Raw genomic sequence first — 16,447 nt, 5'->3', positions numbered from 1 at the left:
CGCTGTACCTGTGGGAGCGGCCTTGTGTCGCGAAAGGGGCGCAACGCGCCCCCTGGGCCCTACCCCTTCATCCGCGGCATCTCGATGTGGTGCTCATGCACCCGCCGGTACAAGGTCGCCCGCGATATCCCCAGAGCCCGCGCCGCATCGGCCGGCTTCCAGCGATGGCGGATCAGCGCATCCAGCAGCAACTGCCGGGCAGGACAAGACATGCTGCTTTCAGCCGACGCGACTATCTCGCCGCGCACTTCCTGCGGCAGGTCCTGCACCTGCACCCGCCCGCCCTCGCTCACCGCACAGGCATAGCGCAGCACCTGCCGCAGCTGGCGCAAGTTCCCAGGCCAGCGGTAAACCAGCAGCGCCTGCAGCGCATCATCCGCCAACACCGCCTCGACCCCGCAGGCCTCGGCCTCCTCGGCCAGCAACTGGTGAATCAACCCCAAGCGGTCCTCACGCTCGCGCAGTGGCGGCAACTCGAAGCGGGCATTGGCCAGGCGGAAGTACAGGTCCTCACGAAAACGCCCATCCTCCACCATCGCTGCCAAATCACGGTGGGTCGCGCAAATCACCTGGATATCCACCCGCTCCCGCCGCGCCGCGCCCAGCGGCGCCACTTCACCTTCGGCCAGTACGCGCAGCAACCGGGTTTGCAGGTTCAGCGGCATGTCACCGATTTCGTCGAGGAACAGCGTGCCGCCATCGGCCTGCTGCAACAGCCCCTGCATGCCTTTGCTGGAAGCCCCGGTGAAGGCCCCGGCCACATAACCGAACAGCTCGCTCTCGATCAGGCTCTCCGGAATGGCCGCGCAGTTCAGGGTGACGAACGGGCCATCGCGACGCTGGCTTTGCTGATGCAGCTGGCGGGCGAACACCTCTTTGCCAGCCCCCGTCTCGCCTTGCACAAGCACCGCCAGGTTGCAGTCCTTGACCCGCGTGGCCAGGCGCAGATGCTGCTCGATGCGGGCGTCCTGGGCCTGGCGCAACGGCTGCGCACGCTGGCGCTGGCGGGGTGCGCTGACCCGGCCGTACAGCCCACCCAGGCCCGGCAGCCGTTGAGCGGACGATGCATTCACGCGGCGCAGCTGGTCCATGTCGAAAAGCTCGCCAATGTGCTCGGGCAAACGCCCCAGTTGCTCCACCAGCCGCTGGCGCGCCAGGCTGTTGATCGCCTGCAGGCGGCCATCGCCATCCCAGGCCAGCAGGTAGTCGGGCTGGCTTTCCACATAGCCCGGCGTGCCATGGGCACGCATCACCCAATGGCCCTGGGCACTGTGCATGAAGAAGGCGTTCTCGATCTCGCGGGCGGTCTGCTCGACCAATTGGCGGATCAGGTGCTGGCTGCGGCGGTCATCCGGCGACTGCAAGGCCGAGACATCCACCACGCCCAGCAACTCGCCCAACGGGTCGAACACCGGAGCCGCCGTACAGGTCAGGCCAATGAACGCAGCGCGGAAGTGGTCGCGCTTGTGCACCGTGACCGGGGCCTTGCTGGTCAACACTGCCGCCACGCCGCAGGTGCCCTCCTCGCCCTCCGACCAGCAGGTGCCCAGATACAGCCCGGCCTTGCGGCAGTCGTTGCGGATGGCCGACTCGACCCGGTAATCGATGGTGCGCCCCAAGGCATCGGTGAGCAGCACGCAGTAGTCGGCACCGCGCACCCGCTCATGCAGGCGGGCCACTGCATCGCTGGCGATACGCAGGAACAGTTCGGCGCGCTCGCGGCATTCGTTGAGCAGGCTTTGGGACAGGATGCGCGGCCCCTGCTGGGACCCGGGGTCGAGGCGGTACAGCTCCATGGAGCGGCGCCATGAATCGAGGATCAGCGTTGGCACCGGCGCCTGCGGCAGGCGGTCGGCATTCTTCAGCACCCTGCTGACGCAGTCGACATGGGCTCGGGAGTTCGCGGCAAGCATTCAGGCCCTCCGGTTCTCGTTGCTGTTTTTATCGTTGTCCGGCCATTAAGCGCTTCCGGGCAGGCCCCGACAAGCACTGCGTGATTACCGGCCGGCTTGAGACGCAGCGTCTCAGCGTCTCGGCAACGTAGGCCCCAGGCTGGCACCGGGCGTCTCGCCAGCCCAACCATCAGCCTCCGCCGAAGCACAAGAAAACCTCTCTATTGCGGGCACTTCAGCCAATTCAGAAGAAGCTGGCACCGCGCTTGCTCCTGCCATGGCAAACAAGAATACGAGGTGCGCCATGCCGCTACCCGCCCCGACCGTCGGGATCATTGCCAACCCTGCCTCTGGCCGCGACCTGCGCCGCCTGACTGCCAACGCCGGGCTCTATTCGAGCACCGACAAGGCCTCGGCGATCCAGCGCTTGCTCGCTGCCTTTGGTGCCACCGGCATCGGCCAGGTGCTGCTGCCCAGTGACATGACCGGCATTGCCGCCGCGGTGCTCAAGGCCAGCCAGGGCCCAGTAGCCCGTGACCAGCACTGGCCGGCCATCGAAATAATCGACCTGCCGCTGACCCAGACCGTTGCCGATACCCGCCTGGCCACCCGCCGCATGGTCGAGCGAGGCGTGGCGATGATCGCCGTGCTCGGCGGCGACGGCACCCACAAGGCAGTGGCCGCCGAGGCCGGTGACGTACCGCTGCTGACCTTGTCCACCGGCACCAACAATGCCTTCCCCGAACTGCGCGAGGCCACCAGCGCCGGCCTGGCCGGTGGCCTGCTTGCCAGCGGCCGCGTACCGGCCAGCATCGGCCTGCGCCGCAACAAGCGCCTGCTGGTGAAGGTGCCCGAACAACAGCTTGCCGAATGGGCCCTGGTGGAGGTGGCGGTGTCGCCCCAGCGTTTCATCGGCGCTCGGGCACTGAGCCGCAGCGAGGACCTTTGTGAAGTCTTCGCCTGTTTCGCCGAACCCCATGCCATTGGCCTGTCGGCCCTGTGCGGCCTGTGGTGCCCGGTCTCGCGCCAGGACCCGCACGGCGCCTGGGTACGCCTGAACCCCGGGGCCGAACAAGCCCTGCTCGCACCCCTGGCACCCGGCCTGCTGCAAGGCTGCGGCATCACCGCCAGTGGCCGGCTGACGCCCGGCGTAGCCCATCGCCTGAGCCTGGCCAGCGGCACCCTGGCGCTGGACGGCGAGCGCGAAATCGAATTCGCCGAACACGACACCCCCACCATCACCCTCGATCACCAAGGCCCGTTGAGCGTGGATGTCGAGGCCGTGCTGGCGCATGCCGCCCGCCATCACCTGCTGGCCGTACCGCGCGGCCACCGGTTGCACCCTGCAAACCCGTGTTGAGACAACCCTGGAGAACAACAAGATGTCCAATCAACTCAGTAACGAACAATTGCTGCATGCCTATGAAGTGATGCGCACCATCCGCGCCTTCGAAGAACGCCTGCACGTGGAGTTCGCCACCGGCGAGATCCCCGGCTTCGTCCACCTGTATGCCGGCGAAGAGGCTTCCGCTGCCGGGGTCATGGCCCACCTGCGCGACAGCGACTGCATCGCCTCGACCCACCGCGGTCATGGCCACTGCATCGCCAAGGGAGTGGACGTGTACGGCATGATGGCCGAGATCTACGGCAAAAGGACCGGCGTGTGCGGTGGCAAGGGCGGCTCGATGCATATCGCCGACCTGGAAAAAGGCATGCTCGGCGCCAATGGCATCGTCGGTGCCGGTGCACCGCTGGTGGCCGGGGCCGGGCTGGCGGCCAAGATCAAGGGCAGCGACGATGTGTCGGTGGCCTTCTTCGGCGATGGCGCTTCCAACGAAGGCGCCGTGTTCGAAGCCATGAACATGGCCTCGATCATGAACCTGCCATGCATCTTCGTGGCCGAGAACAACGGCTACGCCGAAGCTACCGCCTCGACCTGGTCGGTTGCCTGCGACCATATCGCCGACCGCGCGGCCGGGTTCGGCATGCCCGGTGTCACCATCGACGGTTTCGACTTCTTTGCCGTATACGAGGCCGCCGGCGCTGCCATCGAACGAGCACGTTCCGGGCAAGGCCCATCGCTGATCGAGGTCAAGCTCAGCCGCTACTACGGCCATTTCGAAGGCGATGCACAAACCTACCGCGCCCCGGACGAAGTGAAGAACCTGCGCGAATCCCGCGACTGCCTGATGCAGTTCCGCAACAAGACCACCCGCGCCGGCCTGCTCACGGCTGCGCAACTGGATGCCATCGACGCCCGCGTCGAAGACCTGATCGAAGACGCCGTGCGCCGCGCCAAGTCCGATCCCAAGCCACAGCCCGCCGACCTGCTCACCGACGTCTACGTCGCCTACCCCTGAGCCGCGGATTACAAGAACAACAGGAGAATCACCATGGCAAGAAAGATCAGCTACCAGCAGGCCATCAACGAAGCCCTGGCCCAGGAAATGCGCCGCGACAACACGGTGTTCATCATTGGCGAAGACGTTGCTGGCGGCGCCGGTGCCCCCGGCGAGGATGACGCCTGGGGTGGCGTGCTGGGCGTAACCAAGGGCCTTTACCACCAGTTCCCGGGGCGCGTGCTCGACGCTCCGCTATCGGAAATCGGCTACGTCGGCGCCGCCGTTGGTGCTGCCACCCAGGGCCTGCGCCCGGTGTGCGAGCTGATGTTCGTCGACTTCGCCGGCTGCTGCCTGGACCAGATCCTCAACCAGGCCGCCAAGTTCCGCTACATGTTCGGCGGCAAGGCGGTCACCCCGTTGGTGATGCGCACCATGTACGGCGCTGGCCTGCGTGCGGCGGCCCAGCACTCGCAGATGCTCACCTCGCTGTGGACACACATTCCTGGCCTGAAGGTGGTCTGCCCGTCCTCGCCGTACGATGCCAAGGGCCTGTTGATACAGGCGATTCGCGACAACGACCCGGTGATCTTCTGCGAGCACAAGCTGCTGTACAGCATGCAAGGCGAGGTGCCGGAAGAGGTTTACACCGTGCCGTTCGGCGAAGCCAACTTCCTGCGTGATGGTGACGACGTGACTCTGGTCACCTATGGCCGCATGGTGCATGTGGCGCTGGAAGCAGCCAACAACCTGGCCCGCCAGGGTATCGACTGCGAGGTGCTGGACCTGCGCACCACCAGCCCGCTGGACGAGGACAGCATCCTGGAAAGCGTGGAAAAGACCGGCCGCCTGGTGGTTATCGACGAAGCCAACCCGCGTTGCTCCATGGCCACCGACATCAGCGCGCTGGTGGCACAGAAGGCCTTCGGCGCGCTCAAGGGCCCGATAGAAATGGTCACCGCCCCGCATACTCCTGTGCCGTTCTCCGATGCCTTGGAAGACCTGTACATCCCTGACGCGGCGAAGATCGAGGCTGCGGTACGCAAAGTGATCGAAGCCGCAAGGAGTGCCGCATGAGCCAGATCCATACCCTGACCATGCCCAAGTGGGGCCTGTCGATGACCGAGGGCCGGGTGGATACCTGGCTGAAACAGGAAGGTGACGAAATCAACAAGGGTGACGAGGTGCTGGATGTCGAGACCGACAAGATCAGCAGCAGTGTCGAAGCCCCGTTCAGCGGTGTGTTGCGCCGCCAGGTGGCCAGGCCTGATGAAACCCTGCCGGTCGGTGCCCTGCTGGCAGTAGTGGTGGAAGGCGAAGCCGAAGAGGCTGAAATCGATGCCGTGGTGCAGCGCTTCCAGGCCGAGTTCGTCGCCGAGGGTGGCGCCGACCAGGCTCAGGGGCCGGCCCCTCAGAAGGCGCAAGTGGGGGGCCGTCTGCTGCGCTGGTTCGAGCTGGGCGAAGGTGGCACGCCACTGGTTTTGGTGCACGGCTTTGGTGGCGATCTCAACAACTGGCTGTTCAACCACCCGGCGCTGGCTGCCGAGCGACGTGTGATCGCCCTCGACCTGCCTGGCCATGGCGAGTCGGCCAAGGCCCTGCAACGGGGCGACCTGGACGAGTTGAGCGAAACAGTGCTGGCCCTGCTCGACCACCTGGACATCGCCAAGGCCCACCTGGCCGGCCACTCCATGGGCGGCGCGGTCAGCCTGAACGTGGCGCGCCTGGCGCCGCAGCGGGTTGCCAGCCTGAGCCTGGTGGCCAGTGCCGGGCTGGGCGAGGCAATCAACGGGCAGTACCTGCAAGGCTTCGTCGCTGCCGCCAATCGCAATGCCCTCAAGCCGCAGATGGTGCAGCTGTTTGCCGACCCGGCACTCGTCACCCGGCAGATGCTGGAGGACATGCTCAAGTTCAAGCGCCTGGAAGGTGTGGACGAGGCGCTGCGCCTGTTGGCATCGGCCATCGCCGACGGCGACCGACAGCGCCATGACCTGCGCGGGGTGCTGGGGCAGCACCCGGCACTGGTGGTGTGGGGTGGCAAGGACGCGATCATTCCGGCCAGCCATGCCGAAGGGCTGGAGGCTGAAGTGCTGGTGCTGCCTGAGGCCGGCCACATGGTGCAGATGGAGGCGGCCGAACAGGTCAACCAGCAACTGCTCGCGTTCCTGCGCAAGCACTAAGCCCTTTCCGTGAGCCTGGAGAAAAGCAATGAACGACCTGAGCCACACCCACATGCGTGCTGCCGTCTGGCATGGCCGCAATGATATTCGCGTCGAACAGGTGCCCCTGCCGGCCGACCCTGCGCCAGGATGGGTGCAGATCAAGGTGGACTGGTGCGGTATCTGCGGCTCCGACCTGCACGAATACGTCGCCGGTCCGGTATTCATCCCCGTGGAAGCACCACACCCGCTGACCGGCATACAGGGTCAGTGCATCCTCGGCCACGAATTCTGCGGCCAGATCGCCAAGCTGGGTGAAGGCGTGGAAGGTTTTGCCGTCGGTGACCCGGTGGCTGCGGACGCCTGCCAGCATTGCGGCACCTGCTACTACTGCACTCACGGCCTGTACAACATCTGCGAGCGCCTGGCCTTCACCGGCCTGATGAACAACGGCGCCTTTGCCGAACTGGTCAACGTGCCCGCCAACCTGCTGTACCGGCTGCCGCAGGGTTTCCCGGCAGAGGCCGGGGCACTGATCGAGCCGCTGGCGGTGGGCATGCATGCGGTAAAGAAGGCCGGTAGCCTGCTTGGCCAGACAGTGGTGGTGGTCGGCGCCGGCACAATCGGCTTGTGCACCATCATGTGTGCCAAGGCGGCTGGCGCGGCGCAGGTGATCGCACTGGAGATGTCCTCGGCACGCAAGGCCAAGGCCAAGGAAGTTGGCGCCAGCGTGGTGCTGGACCCCAGCCAGTGCGACGCCCTGGCGGAAATCCGCAAGCTGACTGCTGGGCTGGGGGCGGACGTGAGCTTTGAATGCATCGGCAACAAGCACACGGCCAAGCTGGCCATCGACACCATCCGCAAGGCGGGCAAGTGCGTACTGGTGGGCATTTTCGAAGAACCCAGCGAGTTCAACTTCTTCGAACTGGTGTCCACCGAAAAGCAGGTGCTGGGGGCGTTGGCCTACAACGGCGAGTTTGCCGATGTCATTGCTTTCATCGCTGACGGCAGGCTGGATATTCGCCCGCTGGTGACCGGGCGGATCGGGCTGGAGCAGATTGTCGAGCTGGGCTTCGAGGAGCTGGTCAACAACAAGGAGGAGAACGTGAAGATCATCGTTTCGCCGGGCGTGCGCTGATTGCACCTCAAAGGCGACACTGAACCTGTGGGAGCGGGCGTGCCCGCTAATCAGGCGACGCGGTGCCTGGCACCGGCTTCGCCGGTGTTCGCGGGCACGCCCGCTCCCACAGGTTCCGTGCCAGCTTTTGGATGCAGTGCAGGCTCGCGAGCTGCGCCAGCACCTGCGTTCGCTGTTTCAGGATCCCATTCTGCGTCATACTCGGCAGACCTATTGCCCGGTTCTCGCCATGCGTTCACTGCTCCCCATCACCCTGGTCCTGCTGCTTGCCGCCTGCGGCGATGGCGAATCGCTGCTCCCGCCGGACGCGCGCCTGCCTGACGGTGGGCGGTACCGGGGGCAGGTGGTCGATGGCCTGCTGCAAGGCGAGGGCCGGATCGACTATCCCAACGGCAGCTGGTACGCCGGTACCTTCAAGGACGGTCAATGGCACGGCCAGGGCGAATGGCACGGCCGCAACGGCGAGGTGTATCGCGGCCAGTTCGCCGCAGGGCTGTTCCAGGGGCTGGGTGAGCTGACCACCTCGGGCAGCCACTATGCCGGCACCTTCAGCCACGGCCGCCGCGACGGCGAAGGCACCCTCAAGCAAGCCGACCAGACTTACCGCGGCCAATTCAAGGACGACCTGTACGAAGGCGCCGGCGAGCTGGAACTGGCCGACGGCAGCCGGTACCAGGGCCTGTTCGCCAAGGGCAAGCCCAACGGTGCCGGGGTGCGCAGCGATGCCAGCGGCAACCAGTTCAGCGGCCACTTCATCAACGGCCAACTGGAAGGCAGCGGCACCTATGACAGCGTCGACGGCGAGCAGTACATCGGCGAGTTCAAGGACAACCGCCTGGAAGGCCGTGGCCGCTACGAAAATGCCGATGGTGATGTGTGGATCGGCGAATTCAAGGACGGCTCACTGGTCGGCGAAGGCGAACTGCTGGGCAGCGATGGCAGCCACTACAAGGGTACCTTCGCCGACTGGCGCCTGTCGGGCCAGGGCAGCCTGCAACTGGCCGACGGCAGCAAGTACATCGGCGGCTTCCTCAACGATGCCTACCACGGCCAGGGCCGGCTGATCCTGGCCAACGGCAAGGTCGAAAGCGGTACCTGGAGCAACGGCGTGCGCGTACGCGACCAGAACGGCAAACTGTTGCCCGACCCGCTGGACCTGGCTTTGCTCAACCAGGGCCGTTTGCTGGACGAAGCGCTGGCCCGGGTACCGCGTTCGGCGCCATCAGTCCAGCTGTACAGCCTGGTGGTGGGCGGCGATGGCCAGCAGAGCGTGTTCATGCGCGAAGCCGACTACGTCAGCAACATGCTCAAGGTGCGCTTTGGTGCCCGTGGCCAGGTGACCTTGGTCAACCACCGCGACCACATGACCACCCGCCCCATGGCCACGCGTGAAAACCTGACCCGCGCCGCCCGCACCCTGGCCGAGCGCAGCGGCCCCGAAGACCTGGTGTTCATCTACCTCACCAGCCATGGCAGCCACGACCACCAGCTGGTGTTCGACCAGCCGCGCCTGCAGCTGGCCGACCTGTCCGCCGACGAACTGGCCAGCGCCCTGGCACCGCTGAAGAACCGCGACAAGGTCATTGTCATATCCGCGTGCTATTCAGGGGGCTACATAGCCCCACTCAAGGATGAGCGCACGCTGATCATGACCGCCGCCCGGGCCGATCGCGTGTCCTTCGGTTGCTCGGAAGAAGCCGATTTCACCTACTTCGGCGATGCCCTGTTCGCCGAAGCGCTGAACCAGACCGACGACCTGAAACAGGCGTTTGAACTGGCGCGCGCCAGCGTTGCCGAAAGAGAACAAAGGGAAGGTTTCGAGGCCTCCGAACCGCAGCTGTGGGCGCCGCCGAACGTGCTTGAGCACTGGCAGCGCCTGCGCCGGCAACAGGCTGAAGAAGCATTGCGTAACGCCGCACAGGCCAACGTGGGGGAACAGGCGGAAACGCCACGCAACCACTAAGCTTGGTGTAACAAGGGAGAGACATCATGTATTTGACGCCTCAGCATGTCCTGCTTGCCGGTGCCACGGGGCTGACAGGTGAACACCTGCTCGACCGCCTCCTCAACGAGCCCACCATCACTCGCGTACTGGCGCCTACCCGCCGGCCATTGGCCGAGCACCCGCACCTGGAAAACCCCGTGGGCGACCCGGCGGTATTCCTCCCACAGCTGGGTGGGCGGGTCGATATCGCCTATTGCTGCCTGGGCACCACACTGAAGCAGGCCGGTTCCGAATCGGCCTTCCGCGCGGTGGACCTGGACATGGTGGTGGCATTCAGCAAGCGTGCCCGGGAGTTGGGCGCGCGGCATCTGCTGGTGGTCAGTGCATTGGGCGCCGACCCGAAATCGTCGATTTTCTACAACCGGGTCAAGGGCGAAATGGAGGAGGCACTCAAGGCCCAGGATTGGCCGCAGCTGACCATCGTGCGGCCGTCATTGCTGCTGGGCGAACGGGTCGAGCCGCGGCTCGGCGAACAGTTGGCTTCGCCATTTGCCAAGCTGATACCCGGGAAGTATCGGGGGATCGAGGCTTGTACCTTGGCCCGGGCGCTGTGGCGGCTGGCGCTGGAGGAGGAAGACGGGGTGCGGATTGTGGAATCGGATGAGTTGCGCAGGCTGGGCAAGAATTAGGCTTCACTTGTGATGGCTCTTCGCGGGCACGCCCGCTCCCACAGGTACAGTGATCCCTGTAGGAGCGGGCGTGCCCGCGAAAGGGCCCTTACAGGCCACCAGTGGCCTGGAAGCCTACACCGGCTGCCGTGAGCAGCGACAACGGCAGCAACAGGGTATCGAGCAACATGCTCCCCGGCAGGTCCAGCCCCGGATACGCCGGCGCATCAGCCCCGTAATGATCCCGTGGGCAGCACCCACCATTGATCACATACAAGTCCAACCGGGTACCGGCATACACCACCGGTGCCCCGGGCTTGTTGGCATCCAGCGTGCGCACCGTGGCGCAGCCACCGAGCAGCACCAGCGCCAGCAAACCCGCCAGTGCTCGCTTCAATCATCCACCCCGAAGTGGTGCTCACCCCAGCGCGGCAACATGTCCTGGGGAATGTTCAGCAGGTTTAGAATGCGCGCGACCACGAAGTCGACCAGGTCGTCGATAGTCTGCGGCTGGTGATAAAAACCCGGCGCCGCCGGCAGGATCACCGCGCCCATCTGCGACAGCTTAAGCATGTTCTCCAGGTGGATGGTGGAGAATGGCGCCTCGCGCGGCACCAGGATCAACTGGCGACGCTCCTTGAGGGTAACGTCGGCAGCACGTTCGATCAGGTTGTTGCACGCACCGGTGGCAATCGCCGACAACGTTCCGGTGGAACAGGGCACCACCACCATCGCCGCCGGAGCGCCGGAGCCGGAGGCCACCGGCGACATCCAGTCTTCCTTGCCATACACGCGAATTTGCCCGTCGGCAGCGCCGGTATATTCGGTGAGGAAGGCCTGCATCGCCTGTGGTTTGGCCGGCAGCACCACGTCCGTCTCGGTGGCCATCACCAGTTGCGCAGCCTTGGAGATCAGGAAGTGCACCTCGCGGTCCTCACGCACCAGGCAGTCGAGCAGGCGCAGGCCATACTGGGCGCCAGAGGCACCCGTCATGGCCAGCGTGATGCGTTCCGGCCCGCTCACTTCAGTGCCTCGGCCAGCTTGCCGTGCAGGCCGCCGAAGCCGCCGTTGCTCATGATCACTACATGTGTACCCGGGCGGGCCTGCCCCTTGACCCGCTCGATGATCGCTTCCAGGCTGTCGGCCACCACGCTAGGCACTTTGCATTGCGCAGCGGTGGCAGCCAGGTCCCAGCCAAGGTTGGCCGGGGCGTACCAGATCACCTGGTCGGCGTCGTTGACGCTTTCCGGCAGGCCATCTCGATGGGCACCGAGCTTCATCGAGTTGGAGCGTGGCTCGATCACGGCGATCACCGGGGCCTCGCCAACGCGCTTGCGCAGGCCGTCAAGGGTGGTGGCGATGGCGGTCGGGTGGTGGGCGAAGTCATCGTAGATGGTCACTCCCTGCACTTCGGCAACCTTCTCCATGCGCCGCTTGACGCTCTTGAAGGCGCTCAGGCCTTCGATGCCCATGGCTGGCACCACGCCTACATGGCGCGCCGCTGCCAAGGTGGCCAAGGCGTTGGCGACGTTGTGCTGGCCGGTCAGCGCCCAGTCCACCACGCCCTGCGCTTCACCATCGAACAGCACTTCGAAGCGCGAACCGTCGGGGCTGAGCAGACGGGCTTGCCACTGGCCACCTTCGCCGGTGGTCTGCACCGGGGTCCAGCAACCCATGCCGATCACTCGTTCCAGCGCCTGCTCGGTGGTGGGGTGGATGACCAGGCCTTCGCTGGGAATGGTGCGCACCAGATGGTGGAACTGCCGCTCGATCGAGGCCAGGTCGGGGAAGATGTCCGCATGGTCGAACTCGAGGTTGTTGAGGATTGCCGTGCGCGGGTGGTAGTGGACGAACTTCGAGCGCTTGTCGAAGAAGGCGCTGTCGTATTCGTCGGCTTCGACCACGAAGAACGGCGTAGCGCCCAGGCGCGCCGACACCGAGAAGTTCTGCGGCACACCGCCGATCAAAAAGCCCGGGCTCATGCCGGCGTGCTCCAGCACCCAGGCCAGCATGCTGCTGGTCGTGGTCTTGCCGTGGGTACCGGCAACGGCCAGCACCCAGCGGCCCTGCAACACGTGGTCGGCCAGCCACTGCGGGCCGGAGACATAGGGCAGGCCCTTGTTCAGCACGTACTCCACCGCCGGGTTGCCACGCGACATGGCGTTGCCGATGACCACCAGGTCTGGCGCCGGGTCCAGCTGGGCCGGGTCATAGCCTTGGGTCAGTTCGATGCCCTGGGCTTCGAGCTGGGTGCTCATCGGGGGATAGACGTTGGCATCCGAGCCGGTGACGCGGTGGCCAAGTTCCTTGGCCAGCACCGCCAGCGAGCCCATGAAAGTGCCGCAAATACCGAGAATGTGAATATGCATGGTCGACCTCGCAAAACATCGAGGCAGGGTAGCCCAGGGCGCGACAAATCGCACCAGATGTTTCGCTCAGCCGGCCCGGGTGATGCCGTGTTTGCGCAGTTTTCGATACAAGGTATTGCGGCTGATGCCCAAGTGCTCGGCGACACGGGTGAGGTGCCAGTGTTTTGCCTCTAGCGTCTCCAACAATGCTTGCCGCTCCGCATCCTGTAGGAGCGGCCTTGTGTCGCGATCGGGCTGCGACGCAGCCCCTGCAGATTGGTCGGCGCTGCTGAGACCCTGGGGCCGCTCTGCGACCCTTTCGCGACACAAGGCCGCTGCTACAGGGACGGTGCTGTTGCGGAGAATGGCGGGGAGATCCGGGAACACAATCCGGGAGTCTTCGCAAAGCGCCACCAAGGTACGCAGCACATTGCGCATCTGCCGCACGTTGCCCGGCCAGGCAAAGTCGAGCAGTGCCTGTCGCGCCCTGGGCTCGATATCGATCGGTTCTCCACGTGCCTCCTGACGCAGCAGAAAGTCCAGCAACTGCGCCTTGTCACTGCGCTCGCGCACCGCAGGCAATGCCACTTCCAGGCCATTGAGCCGGTAATACAGGTCCTCGCGGAAACTGCCCTGCTCCACCCGCTCCAGCAGGTCACGGTGGGTAGCGCTGACGATGCGCACGTCGACCGCCTGCGGTTCGCCACCGATCGGCACCACCTGGCGCTCCTCCAGCACACGCAGCAGGCGGGTTTGCAGTGCCAGCGGCATGTCGCCAATCTCGTCCAGCAGCAAGGTGCCGCCGTCGGCCTGCAGCAGCTTGCCGCGCATGCCTTCCTTGCGCGCACCGGTAAAGCTGCCGCCACGGTAGCCGAACAGTTCGCTCTCGATCAGGCTCTCCGGAATAGAGGCACAGTTGATGGCAACGAACGGCTTGCCGCGCCGCTCGCTGGCCTGGTGCACGGCCTGGGCGAAGGCCTCCTTGCCGCAGCCGGTCTCGCCGCGCAGCAACAGCGGCACATCGCGCTCGAACACCCGCACACTGCGGCGGAAGTCGTTCTGCAAGGCCGGGTCGAGCAGGCAGATAAGCGGCTCCGCTTCCCGCGTGGGTCGCGGCTGGGCGGCTGGCACCGACCACACCGGTGCACGCGCTTGGCCACGCAGGCTGGCGAACACCTGGCGCCCGTCCAGGGTATGCAGCGGCCAGGCCGTGCTGCCGCCGGGCGTGGCGCGGCTGAACAGTTCGTCGTGGCAGCAAGCGAAAAAGCGTTCCAGCGGCTTGCCCAGCACACCACCACGCACCGTGCCCAGCAGGTTCAACGCGCTCTGGTTGGCGGCGCAGATCCGCCCGTCACCGTCGAACGCCAGCAGGCCTTCGCTGAACAGGCCGACCGACTCGGCCTGCAGGTGAAAACGCAGCAGCCATTGCTGTTCGAAATGACGCAGGAAGTAGCAGCTTTCGATCATCTTCGCCGACAGGTTGACCAGGGCCATGGTGTGGAACTGGCTCTGCCGGGAAACGTCGGGCCGCGCCGAAGATACATCCAGCACTGCCAGCAACTCGCCATGCGGGTCGAACACCGGGCTGGCCGAGCATGTCAGCCCCGTGTGGCGACCGCGGAAGTGCTCGTTCTGGTGAATGGTCAGCGCCTGGCGCTCGACCAGGCAGGTGCCGATGCCGTTGGTGCCCTCGCGCGCCTCGCTCCAGTCAGCGCCCAGCCACAAGCCGGCGCGCTCGAAGCTGCGCCGCTCGGTCGGCGCGCTGACGCAATTGAGGATTACCCCACGGGCATCGGTCAGCAGCACCGCATGGCCGGCCCCGGAAAGCTGCTGGTGCAGGCTGTTCATTTCATGGTCGGCAATCTGCAGCACCTGGCGCAGGCGCTCGCGGCTTTCCAGCAGGCGCCCGTGCTCGAGCACCACCGGGGCCTCGATCACCGACGGGTCGAGGTGGTAGTCCTCCAGGCAGCGCAGCCAGGAGCGGGCGATGGACGGGTCACTGCCGCCCTCCCCGGCCCCACCATGGGCGACGGTATGGACTTGCTGGGCATGGCGACTGAAATGATTGCTCTGCATTGTTGTAGTTCTCCGCAGATAGAGAGTCCCGCCAGCATCCTCCACCCGGGAAGGCTTTGCAATGCACCCTCCGGTTACGTGTCGCAAATGGCACAAAGTGTCACCCCCGCGCGTACCGGCGCTGGTACAGCTACCGTGAATCAGGCCCAAAGAACCGAGCCAAGTCATTGATTTGCCTGGTGCTCGAAACGCTGGCCCAACCTTTGCTCTACGCTTTCCAACTCCCTAACAAACACAATAGCCAGGAGACACACCATGCGTTACGCACATCCCGGTACCGAAGGCGCGAAGGTTTCCTTCAAGAGCCGCTACGGCAACTACATCGGTGGTGAGTTCGTTCCTCCGGTAAAGGGGCAGTACTTCGAAAATACCTCCCCGGTGAATGGCAAGCTGATCGCTGAATTCCCCCGGTCCACTGCCGAAGACATCGAGAAAGCCCTGGATGCCGCCCACGCTGCGGCCGACGCCTGGGGTCGCACCTCAGTTCAGGACCGCTCCAATGTCCTGCTCAAGATCGCCGACCGTATCGAGCAGAACCTCGAACTGCTGGCCATTACCGAAACCTGGGATAACGGCAAGCCGATCCGCGAAACCCTCAATGCCGACATTCCGCTGGCGGTCGACCACTTCCGCTATTTCGCTGGCTGCATCCGCGCCCAGGAAGGCGGCGCCGCGGAAATCAACGAAGGCACAGTGGCCTATCACATCCACGAGCCGCTGGGCGTGGTCGGGCAGATCATCCCGTGGAACTTCCCGATCCTGATGGCGGCCTGGAAGCTCGCCCCAGCCCTGGCCGCCGGCAACTGCGTGGTGCTCAAGCCGGCCGAGCAGACCCCGCTGGGCATCACCGTGCTGCTGGAAGTGATCGGTGACCTGCTGCCAAAAGGCGTGCTCAACGTGGTGCAAGGCTATGGCCGCGAAGCCGGTGAAGCATTGGCCACCAGCAAGCGCATCGCCAAGATCGCCTTCACCGGCTCGACTCCGGTGGGCTCGCACATCATGAAGTGCGCGGCCGAGAACATCATCCCGTCCACCGTCGAACTGGGCGGCAAATCGCCGAACGTGTATTTCGAAGACATCATGCAAGCCGAGCCAAGCTTCATCGAGAAGGCGGCCGAAGGCATGGTGCTGGCGTTCTTCAACCAGGGCGAGGTATGCACCTGCCCGTCACGGGCACTGGTACAGGAATCGATCTACCCGCAGTTCATGGAAGTGGTGATGAAGAAGGTGCTGCAGATCAAGCGCGGCGACCCGCTGGACACCGACACCATGGTCGGCGCCCAGGCCTCGCAACAGCAGTTCGAGAAGATCCTGTCGTACCTCGACATCGCCCAGAAGGAAGGCGCCGAGTTGCTGACCGGCGGCAAGGTCGAGAAACTGGAAGGCTCGCTGGCCACCGGTTACTACATCCAGCCGACCCTGCTCAAGGGCAACAACAAGATGCGCGTGTTCCAGGAGGAGATCTTCGGCCCGGTGGTCAGCGTCACCACCTTCAAGGACGAAGCCGAAGCGCTGGCAATCGCCAACGACACCGAGTTCGGCCTGGGTGCCGGCGTGTGGACCCGCGATATCAACCGTGCCTACCGCATGGGCCGTGGGATCAAGGCCGGGCGCGTGTGGACCAACTGCTACCACCTTTACCCGGCGCATGCCGCGTTCGGTGGCTACAAGAAGTCGGGGGTCGGGCGTGAGACCCACAAGATGATGCTCGACCACTATCAGCAGACCAAGAACCTGCTGGTGAGCTACGACATCAATCCGTTGGGCTTCTTCTAAACCTGGGATGGCCTCGGGGCTGCTTTGCAGCCCATCGCCGGCAAGCCAGCTTGTGTCTTGAGAGGGGATTAGAATCTGAAGTGAGAGCGGTGAATGGCAAGCTGAA

Annotated in this window: 13 protein-coding genes; 8 read left to right on the top strand and 5 right to left on the bottom strand. The window is 65.0% G+C overall.

The window, feature by feature from the left end; translation table 11 throughout:
- Positions 1–59: 59 nt before the first annotated feature.
- Positions 60–1,913 carry a sigma-54-dependent Fis family transcriptional regulator gene (locus tag IRZ77_RS18720; RefSeq protein WP_108481554.1) on the bottom strand — a complete coding sequence of 618 codons (1,854 nt, stop codon included), beginning with the start codon at positions 1,911–1,913 and terminating at the stop codon, positions 60–62.
- Positions 1,914–2,196: 283 nt separating this feature from the next.
- Here IRZ77_RS18720 and IRZ77_RS18715 point away from each other — a divergent pair, with 283 nt between their 5' ends.
- From IRZ77_RS18715 to IRZ77_RS18685, 7 genes are all read left to right on the top strand, one after another.
- A complete protein-coding gene (locus IRZ77_RS18715; protein ID WP_108481555.1) occupies positions 2,197–3,252 on the top strand; it encodes an ATP-NAD kinase family protein in 1,056 nt (351 codons plus the stop codon).
- 22 nt (positions 3,253–3,274) lie between these two features.
- The gene (locus tag IRZ77_RS18710; protein ID WP_046616001.1) at positions 3,275–4,252 is read left to right on the top strand and encodes a thiamine pyrophosphate-dependent dehydrogenase E1 component subunit alpha; all 978 of its coding nucleotides are present in this window, start codon (positions 3,275–3,277) and stop codon (positions 4,250–4,252) included.
- 33 nt (positions 4,253–4,285) lie between these two features.
- Positions 4,286–5,308, top strand: coding sequence for an alpha-ketoacid dehydrogenase subunit beta (locus IRZ77_RS18705; protein WP_013970705.1), 1,023 nt, complete (start codon positions 4,286–4,288; stop codon positions 5,306–5,308).
- On the top strand, positions 5,305–6,411 hold the full coding sequence (locus IRZ77_RS18700; RefSeq protein ID WP_108481556.1) for an acetoin dehydrogenase dihydrolipoyllysine-residue acetyltransferase subunit: 1,107 nt from the start codon (positions 5,305–5,307) through the stop codon (positions 6,409–6,411). The genes IRZ77_RS18705 and IRZ77_RS18700 overlap by 4 nt, the downstream gene beginning before the upstream one ends.
- 52 nt (positions 6,412–6,463) lie before the next feature.
- The gene (locus IRZ77_RS18695) at positions 6,464–7,528 is read left to right on the top strand and encodes a 2,3-butanediol dehydrogenase (RefSeq protein ID WP_230386520.1); all 1,065 of its coding nucleotides are present in this window, start codon (positions 6,464–6,466) and stop codon (positions 7,526–7,528) included.
- Positions 7,529–7,757: 229 nt separating this feature from the next.
- The gene (locus IRZ77_RS18690) at positions 7,758–9,491 is read left to right on the top strand and encodes a C13 family peptidase (protein WP_196174103.1); all 1,734 of its coding nucleotides are present in this window, start codon (positions 7,758–7,760) and stop codon (positions 9,489–9,491) included.
- 26 nt (positions 9,492–9,517) lie between these two features.
- Positions 9,518–10,162, top strand: coding sequence for an oxidoreductase (locus IRZ77_RS18685; protein ID WP_196174101.1), 645 nt, complete (start codon positions 9,518–9,520; stop codon positions 10,160–10,162).
- An 88-nt stretch (positions 10,163–10,250) separates the two neighbouring features.
- Here IRZ77_RS18685 and IRZ77_RS18680 read toward each other — a convergent pair whose 3' ends face one another.
- The 4 genes from IRZ77_RS18680 to IRZ77_RS18665 all read right to left on the bottom strand — a co-directional run bounded on the left by IRZ77_RS18680 (position 10,251) and on the right by IRZ77_RS18665 (position 14,565).
- A complete protein-coding gene (locus IRZ77_RS18680) occupies positions 10,251–10,538 on the bottom strand; it encodes a YceK/YidQ family lipoprotein (protein WP_025337554.1) in 288 nt (95 codons plus the stop codon).
- Positions 10,535–11,164, bottom strand: coding sequence for a flavin prenyltransferase UbiX (gene ubiX / locus IRZ77_RS18675; protein ID WP_013970698.1), 630 nt, complete (start codon positions 11,162–11,164; stop codon positions 10,535–10,537). Before ubiX ends, IRZ77_RS18680 begins: the two co-directional genes overlap by 4 nt.
- Positions 11,161–12,510, bottom strand: coding sequence for a UDP-N-acetylmuramate:L-alanyl-gamma-D-glutamyl-meso-diaminopimelate ligase (gene mpl, locus IRZ77_RS18670; protein WP_046615985.1), 1,350 nt, complete (start codon positions 12,508–12,510; stop codon positions 11,161–11,163). Before mpl ends, ubiX begins: the two co-directional genes overlap by 4 nt.
- 66 nt (positions 12,511–12,576) lie before the next feature.
- Complete coding sequence (locus IRZ77_RS18665) at positions 12,577–14,565, bottom strand: sigma-54-dependent Fis family transcriptional regulator (RefSeq protein ID WP_196174100.1); 1,989 nt, start codon at positions 14,563–14,565, stop codon at positions 12,577–12,579.
- A 255-nt stretch (positions 14,566–14,820) separates the two neighbouring features.
- Here IRZ77_RS18665 and exaC point away from each other — a divergent pair, with 255 nt between their 5' ends.
- On the top strand, positions 14,821–16,341 hold the full coding sequence (gene exaC / locus IRZ77_RS18660; RefSeq protein WP_046615983.1) for an acetaldehyde dehydrogenase ExaC: 1,521 nt from the start codon (positions 14,821–14,823) through the stop codon (positions 16,339–16,341).
- Positions 16,342–16,447 lie beyond the last annotated feature (106 nt).

This window comes from Pseudomonas pudica (genome assembly GCF_015680405.1).
Lineage (GTDB): Bacteria > Pseudomonadota > Gammaproteobacteria > Pseudomonadales > Pseudomonadaceae > Aquipseudomonas > Aquipseudomonas pudica.
Note: the sequence above shows the minus strand (reverse complement) of the source record. Positions and strands in the feature narration are given on the sequence as shown.

Coding starts and splice junctions, on each gene's coding strand:
- IRZ77_RS18720 (WP_108481554.1), bottom strand. CDS start 1,913: ATGCTTGCCGCGAACTCCCGAGCCCATGTCGACTGCGTCAGCAGGGTG.
- IRZ77_RS18715 (WP_108481555.1), top strand. CDS start 2,197: ATGCCGCTACCCGCCCCGACCGTCGGGATCATTGCCAACCCTGCCTCT.
- IRZ77_RS18710 (WP_046616001.1), top strand. CDS start 3,275: ATGTCCAATCAACTCAGTAACGAACAATTGCTGCATGCCTATGAAGTG.
- IRZ77_RS18705 (WP_013970705.1), top strand. CDS start 4,286: ATGGCAAGAAAGATCAGCTACCAGCAGGCCATCAACGAAGCCCTGGCC.
- IRZ77_RS18700 (WP_108481556.1), top strand. CDS start 5,305: ATGAGCCAGATCCATACCCTGACCATGCCCAAGTGGGGCCTGTCGATG.
- IRZ77_RS18695 (WP_230386520.1), top strand. CDS start 6,464: ATGCGTGCTGCCGTCTGGCATGGCCGCAATGATATTCGCGTCGAACAG.
- IRZ77_RS18690 (WP_196174103.1), top strand. CDS start 7,758: ATGCGTTCACTGCTCCCCATCACCCTGGTCCTGCTGCTTGCCGCCTGC.
- IRZ77_RS18685 (WP_196174101.1), top strand. CDS start 9,518: ATGTATTTGACGCCTCAGCATGTCCTGCTTGCCGGTGCCACGGGGCTG.
- mpl (WP_046615985.1), bottom strand. CDS start 12,510: ATGCATATTCACATTCTCGGTATTTGCGGCACTTTCATGGGCTCGCTG.
- IRZ77_RS18665 (WP_196174100.1), bottom strand. CDS start 14,565: ATGCAGAGCAATCATTTCAGTCGCCATGCCCAGCAAGTCCATACCGTC.
- exaC (WP_046615983.1), top strand. CDS start 14,821: ATGCGTTACGCACATCCCGGTACCGAAGGCGCGAAGGTTTCCTTCAAG.